The organism is Pseudoflavonifractor sp. An44 (assembly GCF_002161675.1).
GTDB classification, from domain to species: domain Bacteria; phylum Bacillota; class Clostridia; order Oscillospirales; family Oscillospiraceae; genus Enterenecus; species Enterenecus faecium.
The window spans coordinates 133,169-153,450 of the sequence record NZ_NFIH01000003.1 but is presented as its reverse complement, the minus strand read 5'-3'; the positions used below and the strand labels follow the sequence as shown (position 1 = coordinate 153,450).

Here is a 20,282-nt window from a genome sequence, read left to right as displayed (position 1 = left end):
TGCTTCACTCCTTCTCGTACGCAGCCAGGATCTCCCGATCCAGCTTTTTCTTGGCCTCTTCCGCCTGGGTCAGCTCCTCCATGGCCTGGGCCAACTCTCCGTTGGGGGGCGGTTTGGTCACAGCGTGGTTAAGCCAGAATATGCACCGGCCATAGGCGTGGTGCAGCTGGTCCTCCACCTCCTGCCGCCGCTGGCGATGCTCCTGGCGCTGCTGGGCCTCCTGCTCCCCCTGTTCCAGCCGTCGGTCCAGGTACCGCTTGAGGTAGCCCACCGCCAGCCCAGTGATGCCGCTGCCCCCCACCAGGGCAGCCATCACAGCTCCCAGCACTTCCTCCCCGCTCATGTCCTGTCACTCCTGTACATCGGTCGGTCCTGCCCCTCATGCACCCGCTGCATCCGAGGTGTGGGCAGGGTCGTAGGTGCGGATGTACCAGTTGACGTAGTTTTGATAGCTGGTGTTAAAGCTCTCCATGCGGTTTTGGTACAGCTCCAGCTCTCCGTTGGCCTGATGGAGCTTGGCCAGCAGCCAGTGCAGGTACACGTCGCTGTGGGGCCAGCCCACGGTGAGGGTCCCCGGCCAGCTCTGCCACACCTGTTCCAGCTCCTGCTCCGAGGCCAGCTTCACGTCCAGATAGATGCGCCCCTCCAGCTCGCCCAGCCACTGGAGCTTCTGCTCCTGGCTGTACTGGTTGGGGCTGAGCAGGTCCGCCTGGTCCACCACCTCCTGGGCGGTGGGAAACCGGTTGGCGTCTGCCATGGTCAAACCTCCTCTCTCCTCCCCCCGCCCCGGTGCTAGGGCCGGGGCGGGGTCATGCCTTAGTCGGGCAGCTCGGTGCCGCCAGTGATGCCGCCCACAGCGGCAAAGCGCCAGTCGTTGAAGGTGGCGTTGAAGCGGCTGCGGCCACGCCAGACGTTGGCATCGGTGTTCTCGTCCACGGTGGAGCGCACCGCCAGCTGCACCCGGTCATTCCACACGGCGCCGCCGTAGGTCTGGTTGTACTTGCTGTCCAGCAGAATCCAGGGGGCGTTCCCCTCAGACAGGTCCACAAACTGGTTGAGGTAGCTCCAGACGATGACGTTCCAGCGGCCATATTGGTAGTTGAAGGCGTTGTTGGAGGTGGTGGGCTCCTTGTCGGCGCCAATGGCGGCAAAGACCTCCTTTTTCAGGCTGCCCACCTCGGGGATGAGGATGGTGTCGGGGGCCACGTCCAGAATCTCGTCGTTGTCACCCCGGAACAGGTGCATGGCGGTCTCCATCTTGCCCAGGGCGTCGGCGGAGAAGGCGTCGCTGAACTTGTTGGCCTGGGTGTCGCCGGAGACCTTGGCGGGGTGGGCGGTGTGGAACATGGACACGCCGTCGGCGCTCTTGATGTCAAACTCCCGGCCCTTATAGGTGATCTTGTCCTTGCCGGAGATGGCGCCGCCGTACAGGGCCGCGCCGAACAGCTCCCGGGTGCGGTTGTAGCTGGTGATGAAGGCGGCGGGCTGCTTCTTCATGTCCATGACCTTGGAGTCCTCCATCATCTCGGCGGAGATGGAGAAGGAGTCCTTCCAGGTGTCGTACACCAGCAGCTTCTGGTAGCCCTCCTGCATGCCGTCCAGGGGATAGGCGCCGTTTTCGCCCACGGGCTCAAAGCCGCTCATGGCGGTCATGGTGGTCATCAGGTCGCCGTAGTTCTCGCTCTTGCCCATGAGGAACAGGTCCTTGAGCACAGACTGACGCTCAAACTGCTCCCCCCGCTGCTCCAGGAACATACGGATGGGGGCCTGACACTTGCCGTAAATGCTGTCGTTGAGGCCGGAGCCTTCAGAGAAAATGATTTTCATGGGATTGGTTGTCCTCCTTTACACAAATCTGCCCCGGACGGTGTCACCCTTCTGGGTGCCCTCCACGTCCACCAGCTCGAAGTTGCCAGCGCCCTGGGCCACGGTGAGGCCGTCCTCGGCCACCTGTACCTTTGCGCCGGGCTTTGCCTCGGCGGTGACGGCAGACAGGGTGGTCTCGTAGAGGAAGGTCCCCTCCACCCGGGTGACGGGGATGACCTGGCCATCGGCGGCGGTGACGTCCGCCATGCACAGATAGGGGGGCGTGGTGGTGGAGGCTGCGCTGAGCTTGGTCAGCTTGCCGCCGGTAACGGTGAGCATCTGGCCCGCCTGATAGGTGTCGGCGGCTGCGCCCAGGTATTCCCAGGGCAGCATGGCCCCGGTGTTGCTTTTCACGGGTACAAACATTTACTTTCCTCCCTGATATTTGTTGTAGTAGGCCTGAATGGCCGCTTCACTGGCCTGGGGGTTGAAGGCCCGGAACAGGTCCATCTCCGGGGCGGGCACGGTGGCGGCCCCTTTGCCCCGCTGGGCGGCGGCGATGAGGTGGCCCTTGCTGCGTGCCAGGTTCTGGGCCTGCTGGCGGGCGGCGGCGGCTGCCTGCTGGGTGAGCTGGTCGTAGTGGGCCAGCTTGTAGGCGTCCACAAAGGAGTTGCCCCGCTTCACCAGCTGGTAAAACTCCTTCGCCCGGGGCATGGTGAGCAGATCGCCCACCGAGCGGATGTTGGGGTTGAGCTGGCGAATCTGGGCCAGCTCGGCGGCCACCTGGGCCTCCATGGCCGGGTTGGCCTGGGGCCGAGGGGCGGGCTTGGCCTGCTGGGCCTGCTTGAAGGCCCGGTACTGCTCCAGGTTGGTGATGGGGGTGCCGTCGACGGGGCTTCTCAGGGCCGCATCTCGGAGCACCTGCTCCACATCCCGGCGGGTGTGGGTGCGCTCGGCCTCCACCGCCTCCTGGATGGCGGCCCGGGTCTCCGCCCGCCGTCTCCGGGCGGCGTTCTCCCGCCGCTGCTCCAGGCTCATCTCTCCCTGAGGGGGCTGGGCCTGGGGCTGCTGGGTCTCCTGGGGTGCCTGCTCCTGGGTGGGCTGCTCCACCCCCAGAGCCTCATACACTTGCTGCTCGTTGACTTCCATATCTCGTTCCTTCCTGCCCCCGTGGGGCCGTGGGATGTTCCCGCTATCCCTGCGTATTGGTTTGGTTTTGTGGTGTTACTCCTTGCCCTGTCTCAGGTCCTTGCCGGTGTGCACGGTGCCGGTCTTGGTGGCGGTGGTCTGGCAGGGCGCCTTTACCACCTGGGTGCCGGTGTTCTGAATCCGGCCGATGTAGCCCTTCTGCTCCTTCATCTCATTTCCTCCTTTCTCATCTGGTCTGGCATGTTCCCGCTGTCGCCTTGCGTCAGTGGTTGTTGTGCTTGTCCCATCTGGGCCTCCCGCTGGGCCCGCTGTTCCAGGGCCTGCTTGGTGTCCCCCGCCCCGGGGTAGTGCAGCTGCTCCATCTTGGTCCAGAACAGGATGAGGGTCTCGGTGGCCGCCGGGTCGCCGAAGGCCCCGTTTTGCAGGTTCTGCCTCGTCTCCTGCCACATGGCCTCCCGGTTGCTGGCCAGGGTGTCGGTGGTGTCCACCGAGAAGAGAAACTGGTCGTTCCAGTAGTACTGGCCGTCGGAGTCCTGTTCCAGGAAGTCGTAGCGGTTGAACTGCTCGTACTGGGTGTGGCCTTGGGCGTCCTGGTAGGTGACGGGCCGGGGCTCGTCACCGTAGGCCAGCCAGAACTCGAACATCATGCGGAACAGGTCGGCGTAGGCCTTGTTTTTCATCACCCGCTTGCTCTCCAGCCGTCCGGCGGCCTGGGCGGCGGAAAACTCCTTGGCCTTGCCGCTGGTGGCGGTGGAGTCCGCCCGGCCCTGGAAGGAGTCGGTGATGCCCAGAATTTGACGAGCCTCCTCGTAGACGTTGGCCAGGTACAGCAGCTCGTACTCCAAGTCCCCCTTGAAGTCGTATACCCCAATCATGGCCTTGTCCGCCGCCGAGCCGATGTACCACCGCTCCCCGTCCTGGCTGTCCACCCGCAGCGAGGCGTTGTCGGGCAGGGTAATGCGGGTGCCCGCCTTCACCAGTCGGTCAATGATCTTCTGCTCCAGGCGGTTGATGGTGTTTTGCTGGTCGGCGATCATGTCCACATCCGAGTTACCCAGCAGCTGGCCGTACACGGACACGCTGCGCTGCAAGACGATGGGAAACACCCCAGGCTTGTAGAAGGGGATGAGGGTGGGGCGCATCACCGGGTTGCCCTCCTCATCCAGATCGGGGGTGGCACCGGGGATGGACAGCCCCTTCCCGGTGGTGATGGGCAGCAGCACCTGCTCATACTCCTGCACCTGGTCTTCAAACTCCTCACAGCCGCACCAGGGGCAACCGCCCCCCTGGTACTCCCGGGGGGCCTGGCTCTGGTCCGGCTCCACGGGCAGGCTGTCCAGGCCGCCGCCCCCGGCCATGGCCTCCTGGGCCAAGGTCTGGGCCAGCATCTGCCCCGCCTCCTGGCGCAGCAGCTCCCCCTGGTCTTGGTTGGGTGCCGTAGCGGGCTGTTGGATGAGCTGTCCGGGCAGGGGCCGCACCCGGCCGCACTGCTTACACACGGGCTGCCGCCGGGCCTGGTAGTCCTCCAGGTCCTCCAGCGGGGTGTCGTTGACCCAGCAGTACCGATTCACGCCCCCCTGGGCGTTCTTCTCATAGCCCACGTATCGGGTGAGGGCGTCTTCCACAGCGCTCACGCCGTCCACGCCCCGCACGGCGGGCTCGGACTCTCCGTCCTCCTCCACCCAGATGCCGTACTCCCGGAAGATGGCGTCCCGGGTGGTGGGGATTTTCACAATCACCCAGTCCATGTCCTGGATGGAGGTGAACACCCCGGGCTGGGGGGCCAGCTGCTTGGGGTGGAGCATGCGCACCACCTGGGTACCCACGGTGTCATGGGTGCGCTCCCGGTTGTCCCACTCCACCAGGTAGGCCACGCCCCCCTGGATGGGGACGGTGCGCTCGGCCAGGTCGTTGAGCTGGGTAAAGGGCAGCCGCTCCAACTCGTTGCGCAAAAAGTGCTCCAACAGCTGGGCCAGCCCCTCGTCCTCTTTCCGGCGTGGGGTGACCTTGGGCTGGGGAATGGAGCTGGACACCTGGGTCTCCACGTTTTCAAAGACGATGTTGCGCACATGGCTGGTGTTGCGCACGCCCCCGTCCCTTCTCGTATCTCCGGGCACCAGGGGCCTCAGCTGATGGTCTCCGTTGTAGATGCGCTCCCGCTGGTCCATGCGGGCGTACTCGGCGGAGTAGGCGGCGTTGCTCAGGGCCAGCCGCTGCTGCCACAGCTTCAGCTTCTCCCCCGCTTGTTTCTGGTGTTTGGCCTTCATCTTTCTCCTCCTTTGTTGTCACCGGGCCTACCCCACAGCCGCAGCAGCATCTCCCGGTCCCCGGAGCTGGCTCGGTTCCAGTCCTCCCACATGTCCGAGGTCCACCGGGCGGTGCCTCCAGGCTGGGGGGTGGTCAGGCGCATGGACTGCTGGGGGCGCACGTAGTGGGCGATGGCCAGAGCCATGACACAGTCGTCGTGGGCCCCCGGCTCCGCCTCGGGGCGCATCTGCTCATTGCGCACAAAGGTGAGCATCTCCTCCAGGGTGGCCCGGTCGTTCACGCCCCCCAGGTGGTCCCGCATCACCCGCACCAGCTCCGCCAAAATCACCGGGCGGGTGAGGCGGTCGGTGCGGAAGCCGTAGGCGTGGTGGATTTGTCCATCGAAGGAGTCCTCCACCTCCCGGACGTAAATTTTCGGGTAGCCCATGAGCCCCAGCAGCTTCACCGGATAGGTGGAGAAGTTGCACTCGGGGGCCAGCAGGGCACGATTGTAGTGCAGCCCCAGGCAGTACAGCTGCCGGGTGTAGGTGTCCTCGTCGTACTGGTGGCGGAGGGTGCACACCTGCACCCCAGTGACGTTGTCCAGCACCTGGGCCACAAACCAGTCCGAGCCATCCCCGGCGGTGTCCCCGCCGATGACGTAGGGCCGCCCCTGCTGAGGGGGCGTGTAGATGCGAATGGGACCCCCCTTCTCCTCCACCCAGTGGATGTTGGCAAGGTGGATGCCGTCGTCGGCCAGGTCGTACTCGAACAGGCCCTCGCTGGCCGGGGGCTCCAGGTGTTGCAGCCGCTCCCCCACCGCCTTGCCGTTGAACACGGTCTTGCCCGTCACGCCCCACTGGCCCAGGCAGTAGACCATATAGTAGTACTCGTCGGTCTCTTTGAAGCTCTCCAGGGTGGCCACCGCCTCGGGGGTGAGAAAGCGGTTATCTTTATAGGTGCTCTCGTGCACCGTGGCCCGGGGGTCCTTCCGGTCGAAAAACCGCTTTTTCAGCCAGTGGGTGATGCTGATGGGGTTGAAGGTGAGGATCATCTGGAGATACTGGTTGAAATCCGTTCTCAGACGGATGTCCAGCTGGTTGAAGTCCCCCTCCTCCAGCTCGGAGGCCTCCTCAATCCAGATGCCGGTGATGTTGAAGATGGATTTCAGCTTCTCCACATCGTCCAGCCCGGCAAAGAGGATGACGCTTCCATTGGCGAAGGTGATGGTCATGGCGGACTTGTTGGTCTTGGCCCCGGCATCGGGGTAGAAGTCCGAAATCTGGCCCACCAGCTGGGCCCAGCAGCTCTCCCGCAGGGTGCGGGCCACCTTGCGGCACACCAGCCACCGGTGCCCCGGCTCGCTGGTCACCCGCTCCAACACCTTGCGCCCGGCGAAAATGCTCTTGCCGCTGCCGCCGCCCCCTTTCAGCACCAGAAACCGGTGCTTGTCAAAGAAGAGGGGGAGAAAGGTGTCGTTATTGGTCTCCTTCAGGCCCTTGTACCACAGCAGAGCCTCCTCCTGTCGGTCATGGTTCATGGTGTTCCGGCAGCTCCCCCTGCCCCTCCTCCCACAACTCTTGGAGCAGGGCCAGCTTCTCCTGGGTGGTGAGGGACTGGACGGCCCGGGTCTGGGGCCCCGCCTCCACCTCCACCTTCTGGGCATAGCCGTAGTTATTCTGCAGGTGGAACACCACCCCCTTCACATCCTTGCGGGTGAGCAGCTGCTCCTCGCTCCACGCCTGTAACATCCCGGTGACCCACTCGGTGGCCTCCTCCAACTCCGGGTAGGCCTGGTGATCACACCACTGCTTCCACTTCCCCGGGGTGATGCCCAGGTGGAGGCAGATGCCGGTGAGGGTGGGCGGAATCACATATTCCCGGGTGCGGATGATCTCCCCCCGGTCGTTGTACACCGGCTTTTTCTCACAGATGGGATTTCCCTTCTTGTCCACCTCTCCGGTGGGTTGCAGCTCGGTGACATCCACGGTGCGGCTGATGGAGTCCAGGTATTGGCGTACCTGACGCATCAGGGCCTTGGATGTGCTGGTTTGTCGCTGTCTGGCAGCCACAGATTTCCCTCCCTTGTGTTCTTCTTGTCCCATTGTAGCAACCAGACTTCCCTCGTGATTACACATTCCGTGTTCAATCTCCACACTTCCCCTTATAAATCCTGGGGAAAGCGTACATAATAGCGTTTCAGCGCCCGGTACAGAGTGGTGGGGGAGGCGATGTAGTGTCTCTGACACACGGACTTTACCGCCTCCCCGGTGGTGACGTGCTCCAGCAGCGCCTGGCCATTGTTGCCCCCCACGCAGTCGCACAGGCGGCGAATCCGCTCCTGCTCCTTCACGGGCAGGCCAGAAAAGCGCAGAGACTTAAAGTAGATGTACCCTTGTCGGGCATAGGGCACCGGAATGCCCCGCTTATAGCGAAATTTCATCGTGTTTCTCCTTTCAACTGCTCCACCAGCTCCCGAATTTCCTCTTCGGTGTGGGTGGAGACGAATCTTCCATAGGTGGTGTGGTGCTGCCGGGCCAGCCGGGACACCCACACCAGCTGGGGGACGGGGGGCGGCAGCTCCAGGTCCCAATCCGCCTCAAACTCCCGGTCAATCTCGGCGTCCGCCTGGGCCATCTCCTCCAGCTCCTGGGGTGTAAACCCTGTCACGCCCCCGTCACCTCCCCGTTCCCTCCATGTGGCCCCCGCCGGGCACCGTCATCACCGTGGCCAGCACCGCCAGCACATGGTGGGCGGGCACCCCCAGAAACTGCTCATATCCCCGGATGAGGGCCTCCAGGGCATCCATGGCGGCGGCGGTGCTGGAGGCCTCAATGACCTGACAGAACCCGTCGCTGCCCTCCTCTTTGCGCACTTCCAGCTTCACCCGCTCCCCCTGGGTGCGCTTCCCTCCGTGATAGACCATCTCTTCTCGCTGCATCCCGGCTCGTTCCTCCTTTTTCTCCTCTTGATGTCTCCACGCCAGCCCCTGGGCCACGCCCAGCCAAAAGGCCCGCTCACGCCGCCCCAGCCGGGGCAGGCTGACGCACAGTGACCATGCGCTCCATGTCATAGTCTCCCTCCTTTTATTGATTTCTCGATAATATTATATCAGTCGCCGATATTTGTCAAGGCCATTTTATTGATTTGGTCAATCTTCTTTCTTGTGCTTCCCGCTGTGGCGTGGTAAAATACGGAGGTAACCCCCGTATCGTTTCGAGAACTGGAGGATTGACTATGAGTGTTGGACTGCGTATCCGCCAGGTGCGCAAGGCCTATGGGCTGACCCAACAGGCCTTTGCCGACCAACTGGGTTTGAAGCAAAATACCATTGCCACCTATGAGATCGAAAAGACCACCCCCAGCGAGCGCACCCTTTTGGATATCTGCCGGGTGTTCCATGTCAACGAGGACTGGCTGCGTTCTGGCCAGGGAGACATGCTCCTGACGCCCCCCAGCGGCCACACCCCAGACGAGGAGCTGATGGGCTTTTTGGGGGATGTGGCAGGCCGGAATGACTTCCGCTCTCGCCTCATTTCCGTTCTCTCCCGGCTCAGCGAGGAAGACTGGGCGGTTCTGGAGCGGCTGGCCCGGGATCTCAGCGACCCCAAGGCATAAAAAAACCCGGGCATCCAACGGTTTGGATGCCCGGGTTTTTTTAGCGTGTCGAAAACGTTCGACACGCTTCTCAAAAATGCCAGCATGTTTGAGAGGCGTTGCAGTCCGCTGCATGCAGCCTTGGGTCAAAGGGCGACCCAAGGCCACACTGACGGACTGAGAAGTGTTTTTTTCGATGCACATGTCCCCGAAAAAAACGGATTTTAATTTATTTTCCCGCCCCCGGGCGGGAAAACTCTGCCGAGAGCTTTTTCATGCTGCAAGAGAATATATCCTTTTTGCATTGATATGAGGTTTCCGACTGTCTATCGGTTTAAATAATGGGAAATGAACTGAAAAATGGCTCGTAGCTGGGCCTCATCCGCTCGGTCCAGTAAGTCGATGATTGCCGCTTTGATCCAGTTACGCTCCATTTCTCTTCCTCCCTGCGCTGGGGATGGGGGTGCCATCCCATTGGTCCACGATGTCCTGCCCCCATTATAATCGAACATATGTACCATTTCAAGCATCTGACTCCCACAATTTGTCTAAAATTGTCCGTTCTATGGGACTTTTGTATGATAACATAAAAAAATGTCGAATAAGGCCGAAAAAAGTCGAAAGGACGGGAAATTTTCCCGTCCTTTCAAAAATACAGTGTTTATGCCAGATTTCGGTTCCAATCCATGCGCCGATAGTACCACAGGAAGGTCACGGAGCTCAAGAACCAGGTGAGGGGGTAGACCCAGTAGACCATCTGAATGCTGCCGGTGAGGGGCACGGCGATGGCCAGGAAGGACACCCGGATGATGCACCAGCAGATCATCATCACGAACATGGGCACCACGGCCTTGCCTGCACCTCTGAGGATGGAGGCCATGGCGTGGGAGAAGGCCAGAAGGCAGTAGAAGAGCACGGAGGTGCGGGCCTTGTCCACGCCGTAGGCGATGACGTCGGGGGAGGTGTCAAAGGCGGCGATGAGTTGGGGGGCGAAGATAAAGACCGCCACACCGATGAGTTCGGCCAAAATCACCGAGGTGATGGTGCCGAACCGGGCGCCCCGTTTGGTGCGCTCGATCTGGCCCGCACCCAGGTTCTGGCCCACGAAAGTGGTCATGGCCATGGTAAAGCTGGTGATGGGGAGGAAGCCGAAGCCCTCAATCTTGGAGTAGGCGCCCACGCCGGCCATGGCGGCGTCGCCAAAGTGGTTGATGTTGGACTGGACCACCACGTTGGCAATGGCGATGATGGAGTTCTGAACGCCGGAGGGCAGGCCGAAACGCACCACCCGCTTGAGCATATCCCAGTGGAAGCGAATCTTCCGCAGCTCCACCCGGTAGTTGTCCTTGACCCGCAGCAGCCGCCACAAACACATGATGGCACTGACGTACTGGGCAATGATGGTGGCCCAGGCCGCTCCGTCCACCCCCATGCCCAGCACGGCGATGAAGAACAGGTCCAGCACCACGTTGACCACCGAGGAGACAATGAGGTAGTACAGGGGGTGGCGGCTATCGCCCACCGCCTGCATGATACCCACGCACACGTTGTACATCACTGAGCCCAGAGAGCCCATGAGGTAGATGCTCAGATACAGCTGGGAGTTGTACATGACGTTTTCCGGGGTGTCCATCCACCGGAGAATCTGGGGAGACAGGCCCACGCCCACCGCTGTCATCACCACGCCGGCCACCAGACCGAAGGCCACGGTGGTGTGCACTGCCTTGCTCATCTCCTCCAGCTTGTTGCCGCCGAAGTAACGGGAGATGACCACACCGGCGCCGATGGCGATGCCGCTCAAAAAGCCGATGAGCATAAAAATGAGGCTGCCGGTGGAGCTCACCGCAGCCAGGGCATTCTTTCCCAGGAAGTTTCCTACGATCAGGGAGTCGGCGGTGTTGTACATCTGCTGGAACAGGTTGCCCAGAAAAATGGGAAGGGCAAAGTAGGTGATTCGCTTCCAAATGGGCCCTTGTGTCATGGGTTCTGTGGTGTGTGCCATTTTCATTTCCTTTCTCTATCTCTCATTTCGTGTCTGATTAGTATATACCTCCCAGTTCCCCTTGGCAAGCCATTGGGGAGAAAACCTGCGGTTTTGTTGGAACTACAACAGACATTCCCGGCCCATTGTGGTATCCTACCATCAAAATCACCACACCAGGAGGACACATCTATGATTCGACGCATCATCCACATTGACCAGGACAAGTGCAACGGCTGCGGGGCCTGTGCTCAGGCCTGCCACGAGGGGGCCATCGCCATGGTAGACGGCAAGGCCCAACTCATCCGGGACGACTACTGCGACGGCCTGGGGGACTGCCTGCCCACCTGCCCCACCGGGGCCATCACCTTCGTGGAGCGAGAGGCCGCCCCCTATGACGAGGCGGCAGTGAAGGCCAATATGGCCGCCAAAGCTGCCCCCTGCGCCTGCCCCGGCAGCATGGCCCGGGCCCTCAACCCCCAGGCAGATACCGCCGCCCCTGCCCCTTGTGCCTCCCAGCTGCTCCAGTGGCCGGTGCAAATCAAGCTGGCCCCGGTGAATGCCCCCTACTTCCAGGGCGCCCACCTGCTCATCGCCGCCGACTGCACCGCCTACGCCTACGCCAATTTCCACCAGGACTTCATCCGGGGCAAGGTGACCCTCATCGGCTGCCCCAAGCTGGACATGGTGGACTACACCGAAAAGCTCACCGCCATTCTCCAGGATAACGACATCACCGCCCTCACCATTGTGCGCATGGAGGTGCCCTGCTGCGGCGGCATCCAGCACGCCGCCACCCAGGCTTTGCGTGCCAGCGGCAAGTTCATCCCCTGGCAGGTGGTGACCATCTCCACCGACGGGCGGATTTTGGACTGATGGGGGCTTGACTTCTCCCCCCGGTTTGTGTACCATTCACATAGCGGGTTTTTCTCAAAAATGCAAGCATTTTTTCGAGGAGATACAGCCCGCTGCATGCATCCTTGGGTCCAAGGACGACCCAAGGCCACACTGGCGGGCTGAGAAGTGTTTTTTCCGATGCGCATGTCCCCGGAAAAAACGAATTTTCATTTATTTTCCCGCCTGCGGGCGGGAAAACTCTGCCGAGGGCTTGTGTTCCTAACCAAGTACCTCAAACTTCTTGCAGGGACTTTTGCTTTTTTGACAGTCAAAAGGTACGCCCCCAAGGCGTACCTTTTCTTTTTAGGAGAATCCCATGACATTACAGCAATTTTTTACCCAGCACCCCAAGGCCGCCCTGGCCTTCTCCGGGGGCTCCGACTCCGCCTACCTTCTCTGGGCGGGGCGCACCTTTGGCCAGGACGTACGGCCCTACTACGTCTCCACCCCCTTCCAGCCCGCCTGGGAGCGTGAGGACGCCCAGCGTCTGGCCCGTGAGCTGGGAGTACCCCTGACGGTGGTGGAGCTGGACGTGCTGGCCTGCCCCGAGGTGGCCGCCAACCCAGCAAACCGCTGCTATTTCTGCAAAAAAGCCCTTTTTTCCGCCCTGTGGCAGCAGGTCCGGGCGGATGGCTTTTCCCTGCTGCTGGACGGCACCAACGCCTCGGACGACGCCCAGGACCGCCCGGGCATGAGGGCCCTCTCCGAGCTGGAGGTGCGCTCCCCCCTCCGGGAGTGCGGGGTCACCAAGGCCCATCTGCGGGCCCTGAGCCGAGAAGCGGGGCTGTTTACCTGGGACAAGCCCGCCTACGCCTGTCTGGCCACCCGCATTCCCACGGGCACCCCCATCACCGCCCGGGATTTAGCACGGGTGGAGGGGGGCGAGGACGCCCTCTTTGCCCTGGGCTTCACCGATTTTCGCATTCGACTGCGGGGAGACGCCGCCCTTATTCAGCTGCCCCAGGACCAGATGGACCGGGCGGTGGCCCAGTATCAGGCCATTTTGGAGGCCCTCTCCCCCCACTTTTCCCAGGTCTTTCTGGACTTGAACCCCCGGAAAAAGGAGGAATTCCATGGACAGTAAACAAGATGTGCTGGCCCTGCTGCGAGGTGTGGCGGACGGGTCCGTCACACCGGAGCAGGCCGTGCTGGAGCTGAAACGCTCTCCCTTTGACAACCTGGGCTATGCCCGGGTGGACACCCACCGCACCGTGCGCCAGGGGGCCTCGGAGGTCATCTACGGGGCGGGCAAGACCCCCCGGCAAATTGCGGGCATTGCCGCCTCCATGATGAAAAACGGCAGCCGCAACATCCTGGTCACCCGCCTGGACCAGGACAAGGCGGACCTGGTGGCCCAGGAGCTGCCCATGGACTACCACCCCGTCCCCCGCATCGGGGTCATCAACCCCCAGCCCCACCCCCAGGTGGGCTCCATCGTGGTGGCCACCGGGGGCACCAGCGACATGCCGGTGGCGGAGGAGGCCGCCCTCACCGCCGAGGTGCTGGGCAACCGGGTCACCCGCCTCTACGACGTGGGAGTGGCGGGACTTCACCGCCTGCTGGCCTCTCTGGACGAGCTGATGCAAGCCCGGGTGGTCATCGCCGTGGCGGGCATGGAGGGGGCGCTGGCCTCGGTGGTGGGCGGTCTGGTGGACTGCCCTGTCATCGCCGTGCCCACCAGCGTGGGCTATGGGGCCAGCTTCGGCGGCCTGTCCGCCCTGCTGGCCATGCTCAACTCCTGCGCCTCCGGGTGCAGCGTGGTGAACATCGACAACGGCTTTGGGGCCGGATTTTTGGCCAGCCGCATCAATCAAATGGAGGGTCTGCCTCAATGAACACCTTATATCTACAATGTAACATGGGAGCGGCGGGGGACATGCTCACCGCCGCCCTGTATGAGCTGCTCCCCAACCGGGAGGAATTCTTGCACACCCTCAACCACATGGGTCTGCCTGGGGTGGAGTTCCACGCCGTCCCCGCCCAGTCCTGCGGCATCTCCGGCACCCACATGGACGTGGTGGTCCACGGAGAGCGGGAGGAAAGCGTGGATCATCACCATGACCACGACCACCATCATCACCATGATCATGAACATGAGCACGGCCACGAGCATCATCATCATCACCACCACACCACCCTCCACGATGTGGAGCACCTCATCGGCCACCTGAACCTCCCCGCCCCGGTGCTGGAACAGGCCCGGGCGGTGTATCACCGCCTGGCTCAGGCGGAGTCCAAGGCCCACGGGGTGGAGGTGGACCTGGTGCACTTCCACGAGGTGGGTGCCCTGGACGCCGTGGCGGACGTGGCGGCGGCCTGCTATGCCCTGTACCTGCTCCACCCCGACGAAGTGGTGGTCTCCCCCGTCCACGTGGGCAGCGGTATGGTCCACTGCGCCCATGGGCTGGTGCCCGTCCCCGCTCCCGCCACCGCCCTCCTGCTGGAAGGGGTGCCCTGCTACGGCGGCGACATCCAGGGGGAGCTGTGCACCCCCACGGGGGCGGCGCTGCTGACCACCTTTGCCACCCGTTTCGGCCCCATGCCCCCCATGGTACTGGAGAAAACCGGGTACGGCATGGGCAAAAAGGAGTTCCCCGCCGCCAACTGTGTCCGGGCCATGCTGGGGCACACCCAGGAGGCCAAAGGGGAGATTTTGGAGCTGGTGTGCAACCTGGACGACATGACCCCCGAGGCCCTGTCCTTTGCCTGCCAGCGGCTTTTAGAGGAGGGTGCTCTGGACGTGTACACCCTGCCCGGGTGCATGAAGAAGGGCCGCCCCGGCTGGCAGCTGGTGGCCCTGTGTGACCCCGCCCACAAAGACCCGCTCATCCACCAGGTGTTCGCCCTTACCTCCACCACAGGGCTGCGGGTGCGCACCTGTGAAAAGCACGTGCTGGACTACAGCATCACCACCCGGGAAACCCCCTACGGCCCGGTGCGGGTGAAGAAGGCCCAGGGCTACGGCGTGCGCCGCTCCAAGCCGGAGTATGAGGACATGGCCCGCATCGCCCGGGAGCACAAGATTACCCTGAAACAGATATTCCACAGGGACTAACCCATGCCTCTTCCCTCTTCACTGGCAGGGGAGACGCGCTCCGCTGGGCCCCATTTCTCCACGATGAGAAATGGGGGAAAGAATCGCCAAAGGCGGGTCCTTCCCCCGCCTTGTGGAATCCACCCTGCTGGTACTGGCTGCTCCTGCGTCCTTCTCTTTCTGGCCCTTGGACCGGTGGGGTCACATAGATGGCCTGGCAACTCTAAAGGAACTGCTTTCTTCTCTGGTAGATGTGACTTCTACCGCCAGGGCCTTCCTCTGGCGAGCAGCTGTTCCCAGCTGCCGGTGGACTGGCTCCCGGCGGTGGCTACACCGCACCACCAGAGTAGGCCCGGACGGGGGAACCGCCCAGCCATAGGGCTAGCTGCCATGGTGGCCTGGTGTAGTGGCACTATAGGCGCCACCGTAAAGGTGACGGGCCGAAAACGGGCTTGACGCACATCCGGTCCCGTACCCCAAGGGGGGTACTTAGGGGGGAACGCCCTAAGCGGGTTTTGGTTCCTTTTGCCCGAACAAAAGGAACCCCCAGCGGGTAGCGTCCCCGCCAGACTGGCAAGGCTACTCCAGCGAAGAGCAAAGAAGTGTGTTCCTAATCGGAGCACGGGGACTGGAAAAGACACATAAAAACTTGGGAGCGGCTCAAAAAGCCGCTCCCATCTCTCTATTCGGTGCGAAAAAAGGAGAGCAGCGAAACTTTCGTCTCGTTGCTCTCCATATCGATGTCAGCGCATCCGCAGCAGCCGCTCGATGCGCTTGTAGAGCAGGGTGGTGAGCACCGACACAATCAGGCCCTTGAGCAGGTTAAAGGGCACCACGGCAAAGAACACCAGGGTGGACACGCTGTTGATCATGCCATTGACCGCCGTGCCCATGGCCACCAGCTGGTCCAGGGGCAGGCCGTAGAGGGCGGAGAAGGCGGGGAGCAGATACACCGCGTTGAAGAAGCTGCCGAAGGCAGCCATCACCACCGTACCGGTGACCATGCCAGCGATGGCCCCCTTCTTGGTCTTAAAGCGGTGATAGAGGGTGGTGGCGGGGAGAATGAAGGAGCAGCCCACCACAAAGTTGGCAAAGTCGCCCACGAAGGCGGTGGTGGTGCCCTTGAGCAGCAGCTTGAGGATGATCTTCACCAGCTCGCACACCACGCCCGCCACAGGGCCCAGGGAGAAGGAGCAGATGAGCACGGGCACCTCGCTCAGGTCAATTTCATAAAAGCTGGGAGCAAAGGGCAGGGGAAACTCCAGGTACATCAGGATGGCGGCCATGGCGGCAAAGATACCGATGTACGCCGCCCGCCGGGCGCCCTGCTGACGGGGCACCTTCAGCCAAACCCGTTCCACCAGCATGGCCACTACAAACAGGGCCACAAATACCCCCAGGCATACCAGAAGATACACCACATTGTCCTGTGCGCTCGCCCACAGGTCCGTCAGGTTGTTCCACATAATAAAAAAACCTCCAAATGATATTGAGACGCCCAAACGCCAATGCCGTTCAGGCGCAACAACCCACTTGGAGCTCTTGCACATCCTCTTCCATCCGGACTCTAACCGTTGGTCCCGGAGTTTCACCGGGTCAGCCGCAGAACCAAGGCTCTGCGGGTCGCGGACTATACCGCCAGTGGGGAATTTCACCCCGCCCTGAAGACATGGTATTCACTTGTCTCTGCCCGCTATTATAGCACAGTGCTGCTAAAAAGCAAGCTGTTTTTCTCAGCAGCCTTCCCAATACCATTGGATGCAGAATCTGTTCACCGTGCTACCTCGCATTCTCATACTATGCAAAAGCAAAGATCATTCATCCAGCAGCCGGGCGTCAACAACCGCACAAAAAGCAGCTCTTTCCTCCGAATTAACAGAGGAAAGAGCTGTTTTTTGTGTTTTTTACATTTTTAACACGTTTTTTCTGTCAATGTTCCACAATATCACGATTTAAATGGAAATAGAGCCCTTTTGCCGACATTTTGCTCCAAGTATTTCCAGGCGTTTTTCGCCTGTTTTTGACATTTTATACAATGATCCACTTCTATGATAAAAAGATTTCCCTGGGCCAAAATGCCCAGGGAAATCTTTTTATCATACGATTCGGGTACAAATCACTACATAGCGGTAGGTGTTGGTGGGATAGGGGTGGCAGGTGATGAGAGTGAGTAAATCTTCGCCTGAGCGAATAGATAGGCACTCCACCTCGTCGGGATTCACCACCTGGATTTCTGATACTTCATACTGCAGAGTCTCCCGGAAATTCTGGACCTGCACCACGTCCCCCAGCTCCAGCTTCTGAATGTTGCGGAACATGGGAGCCTGGAAATACCCCCGGTGCCCTGCCAACACACAGTTGGTGTTCTCCCCTCCGATGGGATAGGAGGTATTGGTCATGTGGGCAGCACCCAGGGTCATATTTCTGGGGTTGGCCCCCAGATAGATGGGCAGCTCAATCCCCATTTTATCTATGGTGAGATAGCCGATCACACCATCTTCCAGTCCATACTCAGACAGGTCAATGGCGGGCTGTTCATAGGAGAAGGGGTCCACCAGCTGGGGCTGGTGCTCTTCATAGAGCCGCTGATTTTCCTCCGCCAGCTTCTCATACAGCTCTTCCAATCTAGGGTCTGGCTCCTGGGCTTCTTCTGGGGCCACCTGTTCCAAGAAGCTCTCCTTTTGTCTGGAAACCTCTTGGGCATAGCGGAAGGCGGTAAAGCGGGGATAGAGCAGAACACCAGCCCCCACCAGAACCAGTACCAGGCCCAATATGAAGACAATCCGTCTCGCCTTATCCCTCACGGCGTTTTTTCCTCCTTCTCCACACGACGATACCTACAATCAAGCCCACGCCTACCACAGCGCCGGGAATGTAGTACCACAGGTAGGTGAAGTCCAGGGTCCGCAGGGTTACTTCATCCTCCTGCTGCTCCATCTCCGGGTCATACTCCACCCGGGTACCTCGCACCAACAGTCGGTGGGTATTGACCGCATAGGGGGTACAGGTCACCAAGGTCACCAAGTCTTTGTCTGCCTCTGCCACCAGATTTTCCAGCTCATCCGGCTCCACCGTGGTGATCTGGTCCACCTGATAGGCGTGGACCTCGTCCAGCACATGGATATAGAAGTGGTCCCCTATCTCCATCTCGTCCAGCCGGGTGAACAGTTCCGCGCTGGGCAGTCCCCGGTGTCCGGTAAGAACGGTGTGGCGGTTGAGTCCGCCAATGGGCAGAGCGGTGACCTCCATATGCCCGATTCCCTTGGCCAGCACCTCCTCGCTGGTACCGTGGTACACCGGCAGAGATAGGCCAATTTTTGGGATTTCCAGGGTGCACATCACGTCGTCCAGAGCCAACACGTCCTGATAATTGTCCGGGATGGCGTAGCCACTGCCAGGGATAAAGGGGTCATGCACCGGGTCGCCCATCAGGTTTTCATTGTACTCTATGGCCTTCTGCCACTCCTCTTCCAACGTCGCCTCGTCCAAGCTGTTGACCAGATTGGCGTGGGACGTGATCATTTCCCGATGGCTGAGGTCGGCAATGAAGTTGCTGATGGCGGGGTAGAAAAAAATCCCCGCCCCCAGCACCAACAGCACTAACGCCAGAATGAGGGGCACCTTGGCTCCCTTTCTCTCTCTCTGTCGGTTCTCCTGGGGTTGTACACTCATAAATTGGCTTCCTCCGTGATATGGGAAGGGCCGGGGCGTGGGACGCCCCGGCTCCTTGCTTGCGATTTTTGCTTCGAAGAGGAATTAGTCCTCTGCCTTCTTCTTCTTCAGGGTCACCAGCACCAGAGCAGCGCCGCAGGCCATGATGACCAGGCCGCCAGCGGTGAACAGCACGGTGCCCATGCCGCCGGTGGTGGGCAGCTCAAAGCCGGGCTTGGCATTTCCCAGCTTGAAGCTGATGACTTTTCCATTGACCGTGGTGGCATCGGTAACAATCATAGTACCATCAACCTTGGAAGTACCCTGATCCAGCACACCATCTGCACCATCAGGATCGCCGCCGGTGGCATCGGTCATGGTAATTTTGGTGATAGCATCATCCTTGGGCAACTGGTAACCATCGGGGGCCTTGGTTTCCGTGAGGGTATACTCACCCACATCCACACCCCAGAGCTGAAGGGTACCGTCATCGGCCACCACCAAAGTAGTGACGGGAGTCACGGGCTCGACGAACCCCTTCTCACCGTACTTCACATAGATGCCCTCACCAGTCTTTACAAACTGAATTTCCTCTCCATCAGCATCTTTCAGAGTGAACTCTGCTCCAGCCAGCGTAGAATCCGGGTCAGCGGCATCCACCTTGGTGACATTAATACCGTAGGTATACACTTTCTTATCTACAGTCGTCTTCTCGTAGGAATCCTCGTCATAGGGGTTGGTGTTGACACCCACATAAGCGGTATTGCCCACTTCATCAACGGTAAAAGCACCCTCATTTAAGGTACCGGTGTACACAACATGGACATAGGTGGCTTCTTTATCCCCATCCTTCAGAGCTTTCTGCAGGGCATCATAGTCGAAGATCAAATCAAAGCCGTTACCATTTTTAACAACAGTATAAATAATATCCGTAGCAGGTAGCAGATCGTCATCGACATAGGTATCGGCATTGGTGTTAGCATAAACCTTCACGGTGGACACGCCGTCAAAGTCCAAGCCTGCGCCCATAGTATCGCCAATCTTGAAAGTCTTGTAAATGACCTCATTGGGGCCAGCCTCAGGATATACAGGAATCGCCACGTCCAGACGGTAGGTCACGGTGTCGCCCACAGCATAGCCCAGGTCGCTGTTGTCGCCTTTCTCGCCCTCCACGTTCTTATCAATGCCGCCCTTGCTCTTGAGCACCACGGTAGCATCTTCTACATACCAAGTCTCACGGGTAAATTCACTATCAGGAGCACCAGCATCGTGGTCACCCCACTGAGGATATAAGGTGGCGACAGCAGGATTGTAGGTGTTTCCAGCCTTGGAAGCAGTCACCAGGTACTGCCCCATGGCCACGTCGGAGATGGTGGCAGAAGTGCTTTCCAGCTTGACAGTCTTAGCAGCCGTACCGAGCTTGCCGCTGCCTTCCAGATCATGGTAGAATGCGCCCAGAATAGCAGCATCCGCTTCGGAAAACGCCTTAGTCACCTCATACGTATAAGTAGTAGTCGTTCCTTCCTCAGCCTCTGTTTTATGTTCGATAACCTTCGCATATTGAGGATACAGCATGGCTACCCACTTTCCCACTGCTTCCTCCCAGGTATACACAGGGTCCTTGGGCTGAATGGAACCATTGGCATTCACCATGTTCACATTGATGATTTTGTAGAGGCTAACCTCGGCACCTACATCGTTGGCCGAACCGGTAATGGTGATACTACCAGTCTGGGTGGTGCTGGTGATAGGAGCTGCAAAGGCCCCCATAGTGGCCATGGACAGCACCATCGCCACGGTCAGACACAGCGCAAAGAGCCGTGCCATCGTTGATTTCATCGTTTTCATAGGTTTCTCCTTTCTCAACTGCTGGGTATATATTTGTGTACAGGTTTTACACTGCCTGTGTCACACAACATA

General features: G+C 60.4%; 22 protein-coding genes and 1 riboswitch. Of the genes, 5 read left to right on the top strand and 17 right to left on the bottom strand.

All coding sequences use genetic code 11. From position 1 onward, the window contains the following. Positions 1-4: 4 nt before the first annotated feature. From B5F98_RS02635 to B5F98_RS02590, 12 genes are all read right to left on the bottom strand, one after another. Positions 5-343, bottom strand: a complete 339-nt coding sequence (locus B5F98_RS02635; RefSeq protein WP_087369492.1) for a hypothetical protein — start codon at positions 341-343, stop codon at positions 5-7. A gap of 36 nt (positions 344-379) precedes the next feature. Next, the gene (locus B5F98_RS02630) at positions 380-757 is read right to left on the bottom strand and encodes a hypothetical protein (RefSeq protein ID WP_087369491.1); all 378 of its coding nucleotides are present in this window, start codon (positions 755-757) and stop codon (positions 380-382) included. 59 nt (positions 758-816) lie between these two features. Then, on the bottom strand, positions 817-1,827 hold the full coding sequence (locus B5F98_RS02625) for a hypothetical protein (RefSeq protein ID WP_087369490.1): 1,011 nt from the start codon (positions 1,825-1,827) through the stop codon (positions 817-819). A gap of 18 nt (positions 1,828-1,845) precedes the next feature. Then, entirely contained in the window at positions 1,846-2,232 is a 387-nt protein-coding gene (locus B5F98_RS02620; protein WP_087369489.1) for a hypothetical protein, read from the bottom strand. Further along, complete coding sequence (locus B5F98_RS02615; RefSeq protein WP_087369488.1) at positions 2,233-2,955, bottom strand: hypothetical protein; 723 nt, start codon at positions 2,953-2,955, stop codon at positions 2,233-2,235. It abuts the gene before it with no gap. A 75-nt stretch (positions 2,956-3,030) separates the two neighbouring features. After that, positions 3,031-3,165 carry a hypothetical protein gene (locus B5F98_RS13430; RefSeq protein WP_275532481.1) on the bottom strand — a complete coding sequence of 45 codons (135 nt, stop codon included), beginning with the start codon at positions 3,163-3,165 and terminating at the stop codon, positions 3,031-3,033. Further along, complete coding sequence (locus tag B5F98_RS02610) at positions 3,162-5,222, bottom strand: hypothetical protein (RefSeq protein ID WP_087369487.1); 2,061 nt, start codon at positions 5,220-5,222, stop codon at positions 3,162-3,164. Before B5F98_RS02610 ends, B5F98_RS13430 begins: the two co-directional genes overlap by 4 nt. After that, positions 5,219-6,742, bottom strand: coding sequence for a PBSX family phage terminase large subunit (locus B5F98_RS02605; protein ID WP_158099760.1), 1,524 nt, complete (start codon positions 6,740-6,742; stop codon positions 5,219-5,221). Before B5F98_RS02605 ends, B5F98_RS02610 begins: the two co-directional genes overlap by 4 nt. Continuing rightward, positions 6,732-7,274, bottom strand: coding sequence for a terminase small subunit (locus B5F98_RS12625; RefSeq protein ID WP_158099759.1), 543 nt, complete (start codon positions 7,272-7,274; stop codon positions 6,732-6,734). The genes B5F98_RS02605 and B5F98_RS12625 overlap by 11 nt, the downstream gene beginning before the upstream one ends. A 92-nt stretch (positions 7,275-7,366) precedes the next feature. Continuing rightward, positions 7,367-7,645, bottom strand: coding sequence for a hypothetical protein (locus B5F98_RS02600; RefSeq protein WP_087369485.1), 279 nt, complete (start codon positions 7,643-7,645; stop codon positions 7,367-7,369). After that, entirely contained in the window at positions 7,642-7,872 is a 231-nt protein-coding gene (locus tag B5F98_RS02595; RefSeq protein ID WP_087369484.1) for a hypothetical protein, read from the bottom strand. The genes B5F98_RS02600 and B5F98_RS02595 overlap by 4 nt, the downstream gene beginning before the upstream one ends. A 7-nt stretch (positions 7,873-7,879) precedes the next feature. After that, positions 7,880-8,275 carry a hypothetical protein gene (locus B5F98_RS02590; protein ID WP_087369483.1) on the bottom strand — a complete coding sequence of 132 codons (396 nt, stop codon included), beginning with the start codon at positions 8,273-8,275 and terminating at the stop codon, positions 7,880-7,882. A gap of 164 nt (positions 8,276-8,439) precedes the next feature. Between B5F98_RS02590 and B5F98_RS02585 the strand changes: the two genes are divergently transcribed. After that, complete coding sequence (locus tag B5F98_RS02585; protein WP_087369482.1) at positions 8,440-8,820, top strand: helix-turn-helix transcriptional regulator; 381 nt, start codon at positions 8,440-8,442, stop codon at positions 8,818-8,820. A gap of 640 nt (positions 8,821-9,460) precedes the next feature. Here B5F98_RS02585 and B5F98_RS02580 read toward each other — a convergent pair. Further along, positions 9,461-10,780, bottom strand: a complete 1,320-nt coding sequence (locus B5F98_RS02580) for an MATE family efflux transporter (RefSeq protein ID WP_087369509.1) — start codon at positions 10,778-10,780, stop codon at positions 9,461-9,463. A gap of 192 nt (positions 10,781-10,972) precedes the next feature. Here B5F98_RS02580 and B5F98_RS02575 point away from each other — a divergent pair, with 192 nt between their 5' ends. The 4 genes from B5F98_RS02575 to larC all read left to right on the top strand — a co-directional run bounded on the left by B5F98_RS02575 (position 10,973) and on the right by larC (position 14,732). Continuing rightward, positions 10,973-11,656: a 4Fe-4S binding protein gene (locus B5F98_RS02575; RefSeq protein WP_087369481.1), complete on the top strand. Its 684-nt coding sequence runs from the start codon at positions 10,973-10,975 to the stop codon at positions 11,654-11,656. Positions 11,657-11,993: 337 nt separating this feature from the next. After that, positions 11,994-12,761, top strand: a complete 768-nt coding sequence (gene larE, locus B5F98_RS02570) for an ATP-dependent sacrificial sulfur transferase LarE (protein ID WP_087369480.1) — start codon at positions 11,994-11,996, stop codon at positions 12,759-12,761. Beyond that, the gene (gene larB / locus B5F98_RS02565) at positions 12,751-13,512 is read left to right on the top strand and encodes a nickel pincer cofactor biosynthesis protein LarB (protein WP_087369479.1); all 762 of its coding nucleotides are present in this window, start codon (positions 12,751-12,753) and stop codon (positions 13,510-13,512) included. The genes larE and larB overlap by 11 nt, the downstream gene beginning before the upstream one ends. Further along, on the top strand, positions 13,509-14,732 hold the full coding sequence (gene larC / locus B5F98_RS02560) for a nickel pincer cofactor biosynthesis protein LarC (protein WP_087369478.1): 1,224 nt from the start codon (positions 13,509-13,511) through the stop codon (positions 14,730-14,732). The genes larB and larC overlap by 4 nt, the downstream gene beginning before the upstream one ends. A gap of 722 nt (positions 14,733-15,454) precedes the next feature. Here larC and B5F98_RS02555 read toward each other — a convergent pair. The 4 genes from B5F98_RS02555 to B5F98_RS02540 form a co-directional block, all read right to left on the bottom strand. Beyond that, positions 15,455-16,177 (bottom strand): ECF transporter S component, encoded by a 723-nt coding sequence (locus B5F98_RS02555; protein WP_087369477.1) that lies wholly within the window; start codon positions 16,175-16,177, stop codon positions 15,455-15,457. 78 nt (positions 16,178-16,255) lie between these two features. Continuing rightward, positions 16,256-16,384: riboswitch (FMN riboswitch) on the bottom strand. 423 nt (positions 16,385-16,807) lie between these two features. Then, positions 16,808-17,515 carry a class C sortase gene (locus tag B5F98_RS02550; RefSeq protein ID WP_143482205.1) on the bottom strand — a complete coding sequence of 236 codons (708 nt, stop codon included), beginning with the start codon at positions 17,513-17,515 and terminating at the stop codon, positions 16,808-16,810. Continuing rightward, positions 17,505-18,383 (bottom strand): class C sortase, encoded by an 879-nt coding sequence (locus tag B5F98_RS02545; RefSeq protein ID WP_087369475.1) that lies wholly within the window; start codon positions 18,381-18,383, stop codon positions 17,505-17,507. The genes B5F98_RS02550 and B5F98_RS02545 overlap by 11 nt, the downstream gene beginning before the upstream one ends. 84 nt (positions 18,384-18,467) lie before the next feature. Continuing rightward, entirely contained in the window at positions 18,468-20,201 is a 1,734-nt protein-coding gene (locus B5F98_RS02540) for a SpaH/EbpB family LPXTG-anchored major pilin (RefSeq protein ID WP_206418061.1), read from the bottom strand. Positions 20,202-20,282 lie beyond the last annotated feature (81 nt).

What these genes read in the sequence shown, in the direction of transcription:
- B5F98_RS02635 (WP_087369492.1), bottom strand. Translation starts at nt 343, where the DNA reads ATGAGCGGGGAGGAAGTGCTGGGAGCTGTGATGGCTGCCCTGGTGGGG.
- B5F98_RS02630 (WP_087369491.1), bottom strand. Translation starts at nt 757, where the DNA reads ATGGCAGACGCCAACCGGTTTCCCACCGCCCAGGAGGTGGTGGACCAG.
- B5F98_RS02625 (WP_087369490.1), bottom strand. Translation starts at nt 1,827, where the DNA reads ATGAAAATCATTTTCTCTGAAGGCTCCGGCCTCAACGACAGCATTTAC.
- B5F98_RS02620 (WP_087369489.1), bottom strand. Translation starts at nt 2,232, where the DNA reads ATGTTTGTACCCGTGAAAAGCAACACCGGGGCCATGCTGCCCTGGGAA.
- B5F98_RS02615 (WP_087369488.1), bottom strand. Translation starts at nt 2,955, where the DNA reads ATGGAAGTCAACGAGCAGCAAGTGTATGAGGCTCTGGGGGTGGAGCAG.
- B5F98_RS13430 (WP_275532481.1), bottom strand. Translation starts at nt 3,165, where the DNA reads ATGAAGGAGCAGAAGGGCTACATCGGCCGGATTCAGAACACCGGCACC.
- B5F98_RS02610 (WP_087369487.1), bottom strand. Translation starts at nt 5,222, where the DNA reads ATGAAGGCCAAACACCAGAAACAAGCGGGGGAGAAGCTGAAGCTGTGG.
- B5F98_RS02605 (WP_158099760.1), bottom strand. Translation starts at nt 6,742, where the DNA reads ATGAACCATGACCGACAGGAGGAGGCTCTGCTGTGGTACAAGGGCCTG.
- B5F98_RS02600 (WP_087369485.1), bottom strand. Translation starts at nt 7,645, where the DNA reads ATGAAATTTCGCTATAAGCGGGGCATTCCGGTGCCCTATGCCCGACAA.
- B5F98_RS02590 (WP_087369483.1), bottom strand. Translation starts at nt 8,275, where the DNA reads ATGACATGGAGCGCATGGTCACTGTGCGTCAGCCTGCCCCGGCTGGGG.
- B5F98_RS02585 (WP_087369482.1), top strand. Translation starts at nt 8,440, where the DNA reads ATGAGTGTTGGACTGCGTATCCGCCAGGTGCGCAAGGCCTATGGGCTG.
- B5F98_RS02580 (WP_087369509.1), bottom strand. Translation starts at nt 10,780, where the DNA reads ATGACACAAGGGCCCATTTGGAAGCGAATCACCTACTTTGCCCTTCCC.
- B5F98_RS02575 (WP_087369481.1), top strand. Translation starts at nt 10,973, where the DNA reads ATGATTCGACGCATCATCCACATTGACCAGGACAAGTGCAACGGCTGC.
- larE (WP_087369480.1), top strand. Translation starts at nt 11,994, where the DNA reads ATGACATTACAGCAATTTTTTACCCAGCACCCCAAGGCCGCCCTGGCC.
- larB (WP_087369479.1), top strand. Translation starts at nt 12,751, where the DNA reads ATGGACAGTAAACAAGATGTGCTGGCCCTGCTGCGAGGTGTGGCGGAC.
- larC (WP_087369478.1), top strand. Translation starts at nt 13,509, where the DNA reads ATGAACACCTTATATCTACAATGTAACATGGGAGCGGCGGGGGACATG.
- B5F98_RS02555 (WP_087369477.1), bottom strand. Translation starts at nt 16,177, where the DNA reads ATGTGGAACAACCTGACGGACCTGTGGGCGAGCGCACAGGACAATGTG.
- B5F98_RS02545 (WP_087369475.1), bottom strand. Translation starts at nt 18,383, where the DNA reads ATGAGTGTACAACCCCAGGAGAACCGACAGAGAGAGAGAAAGGGAGCC.
- B5F98_RS02540 (WP_206418061.1), bottom strand. Translation starts at nt 20,201, where the DNA reads ATGAAATCAACGATGGCACGGCTCTTTGCGCTGTGTCTGACCGTGGCG.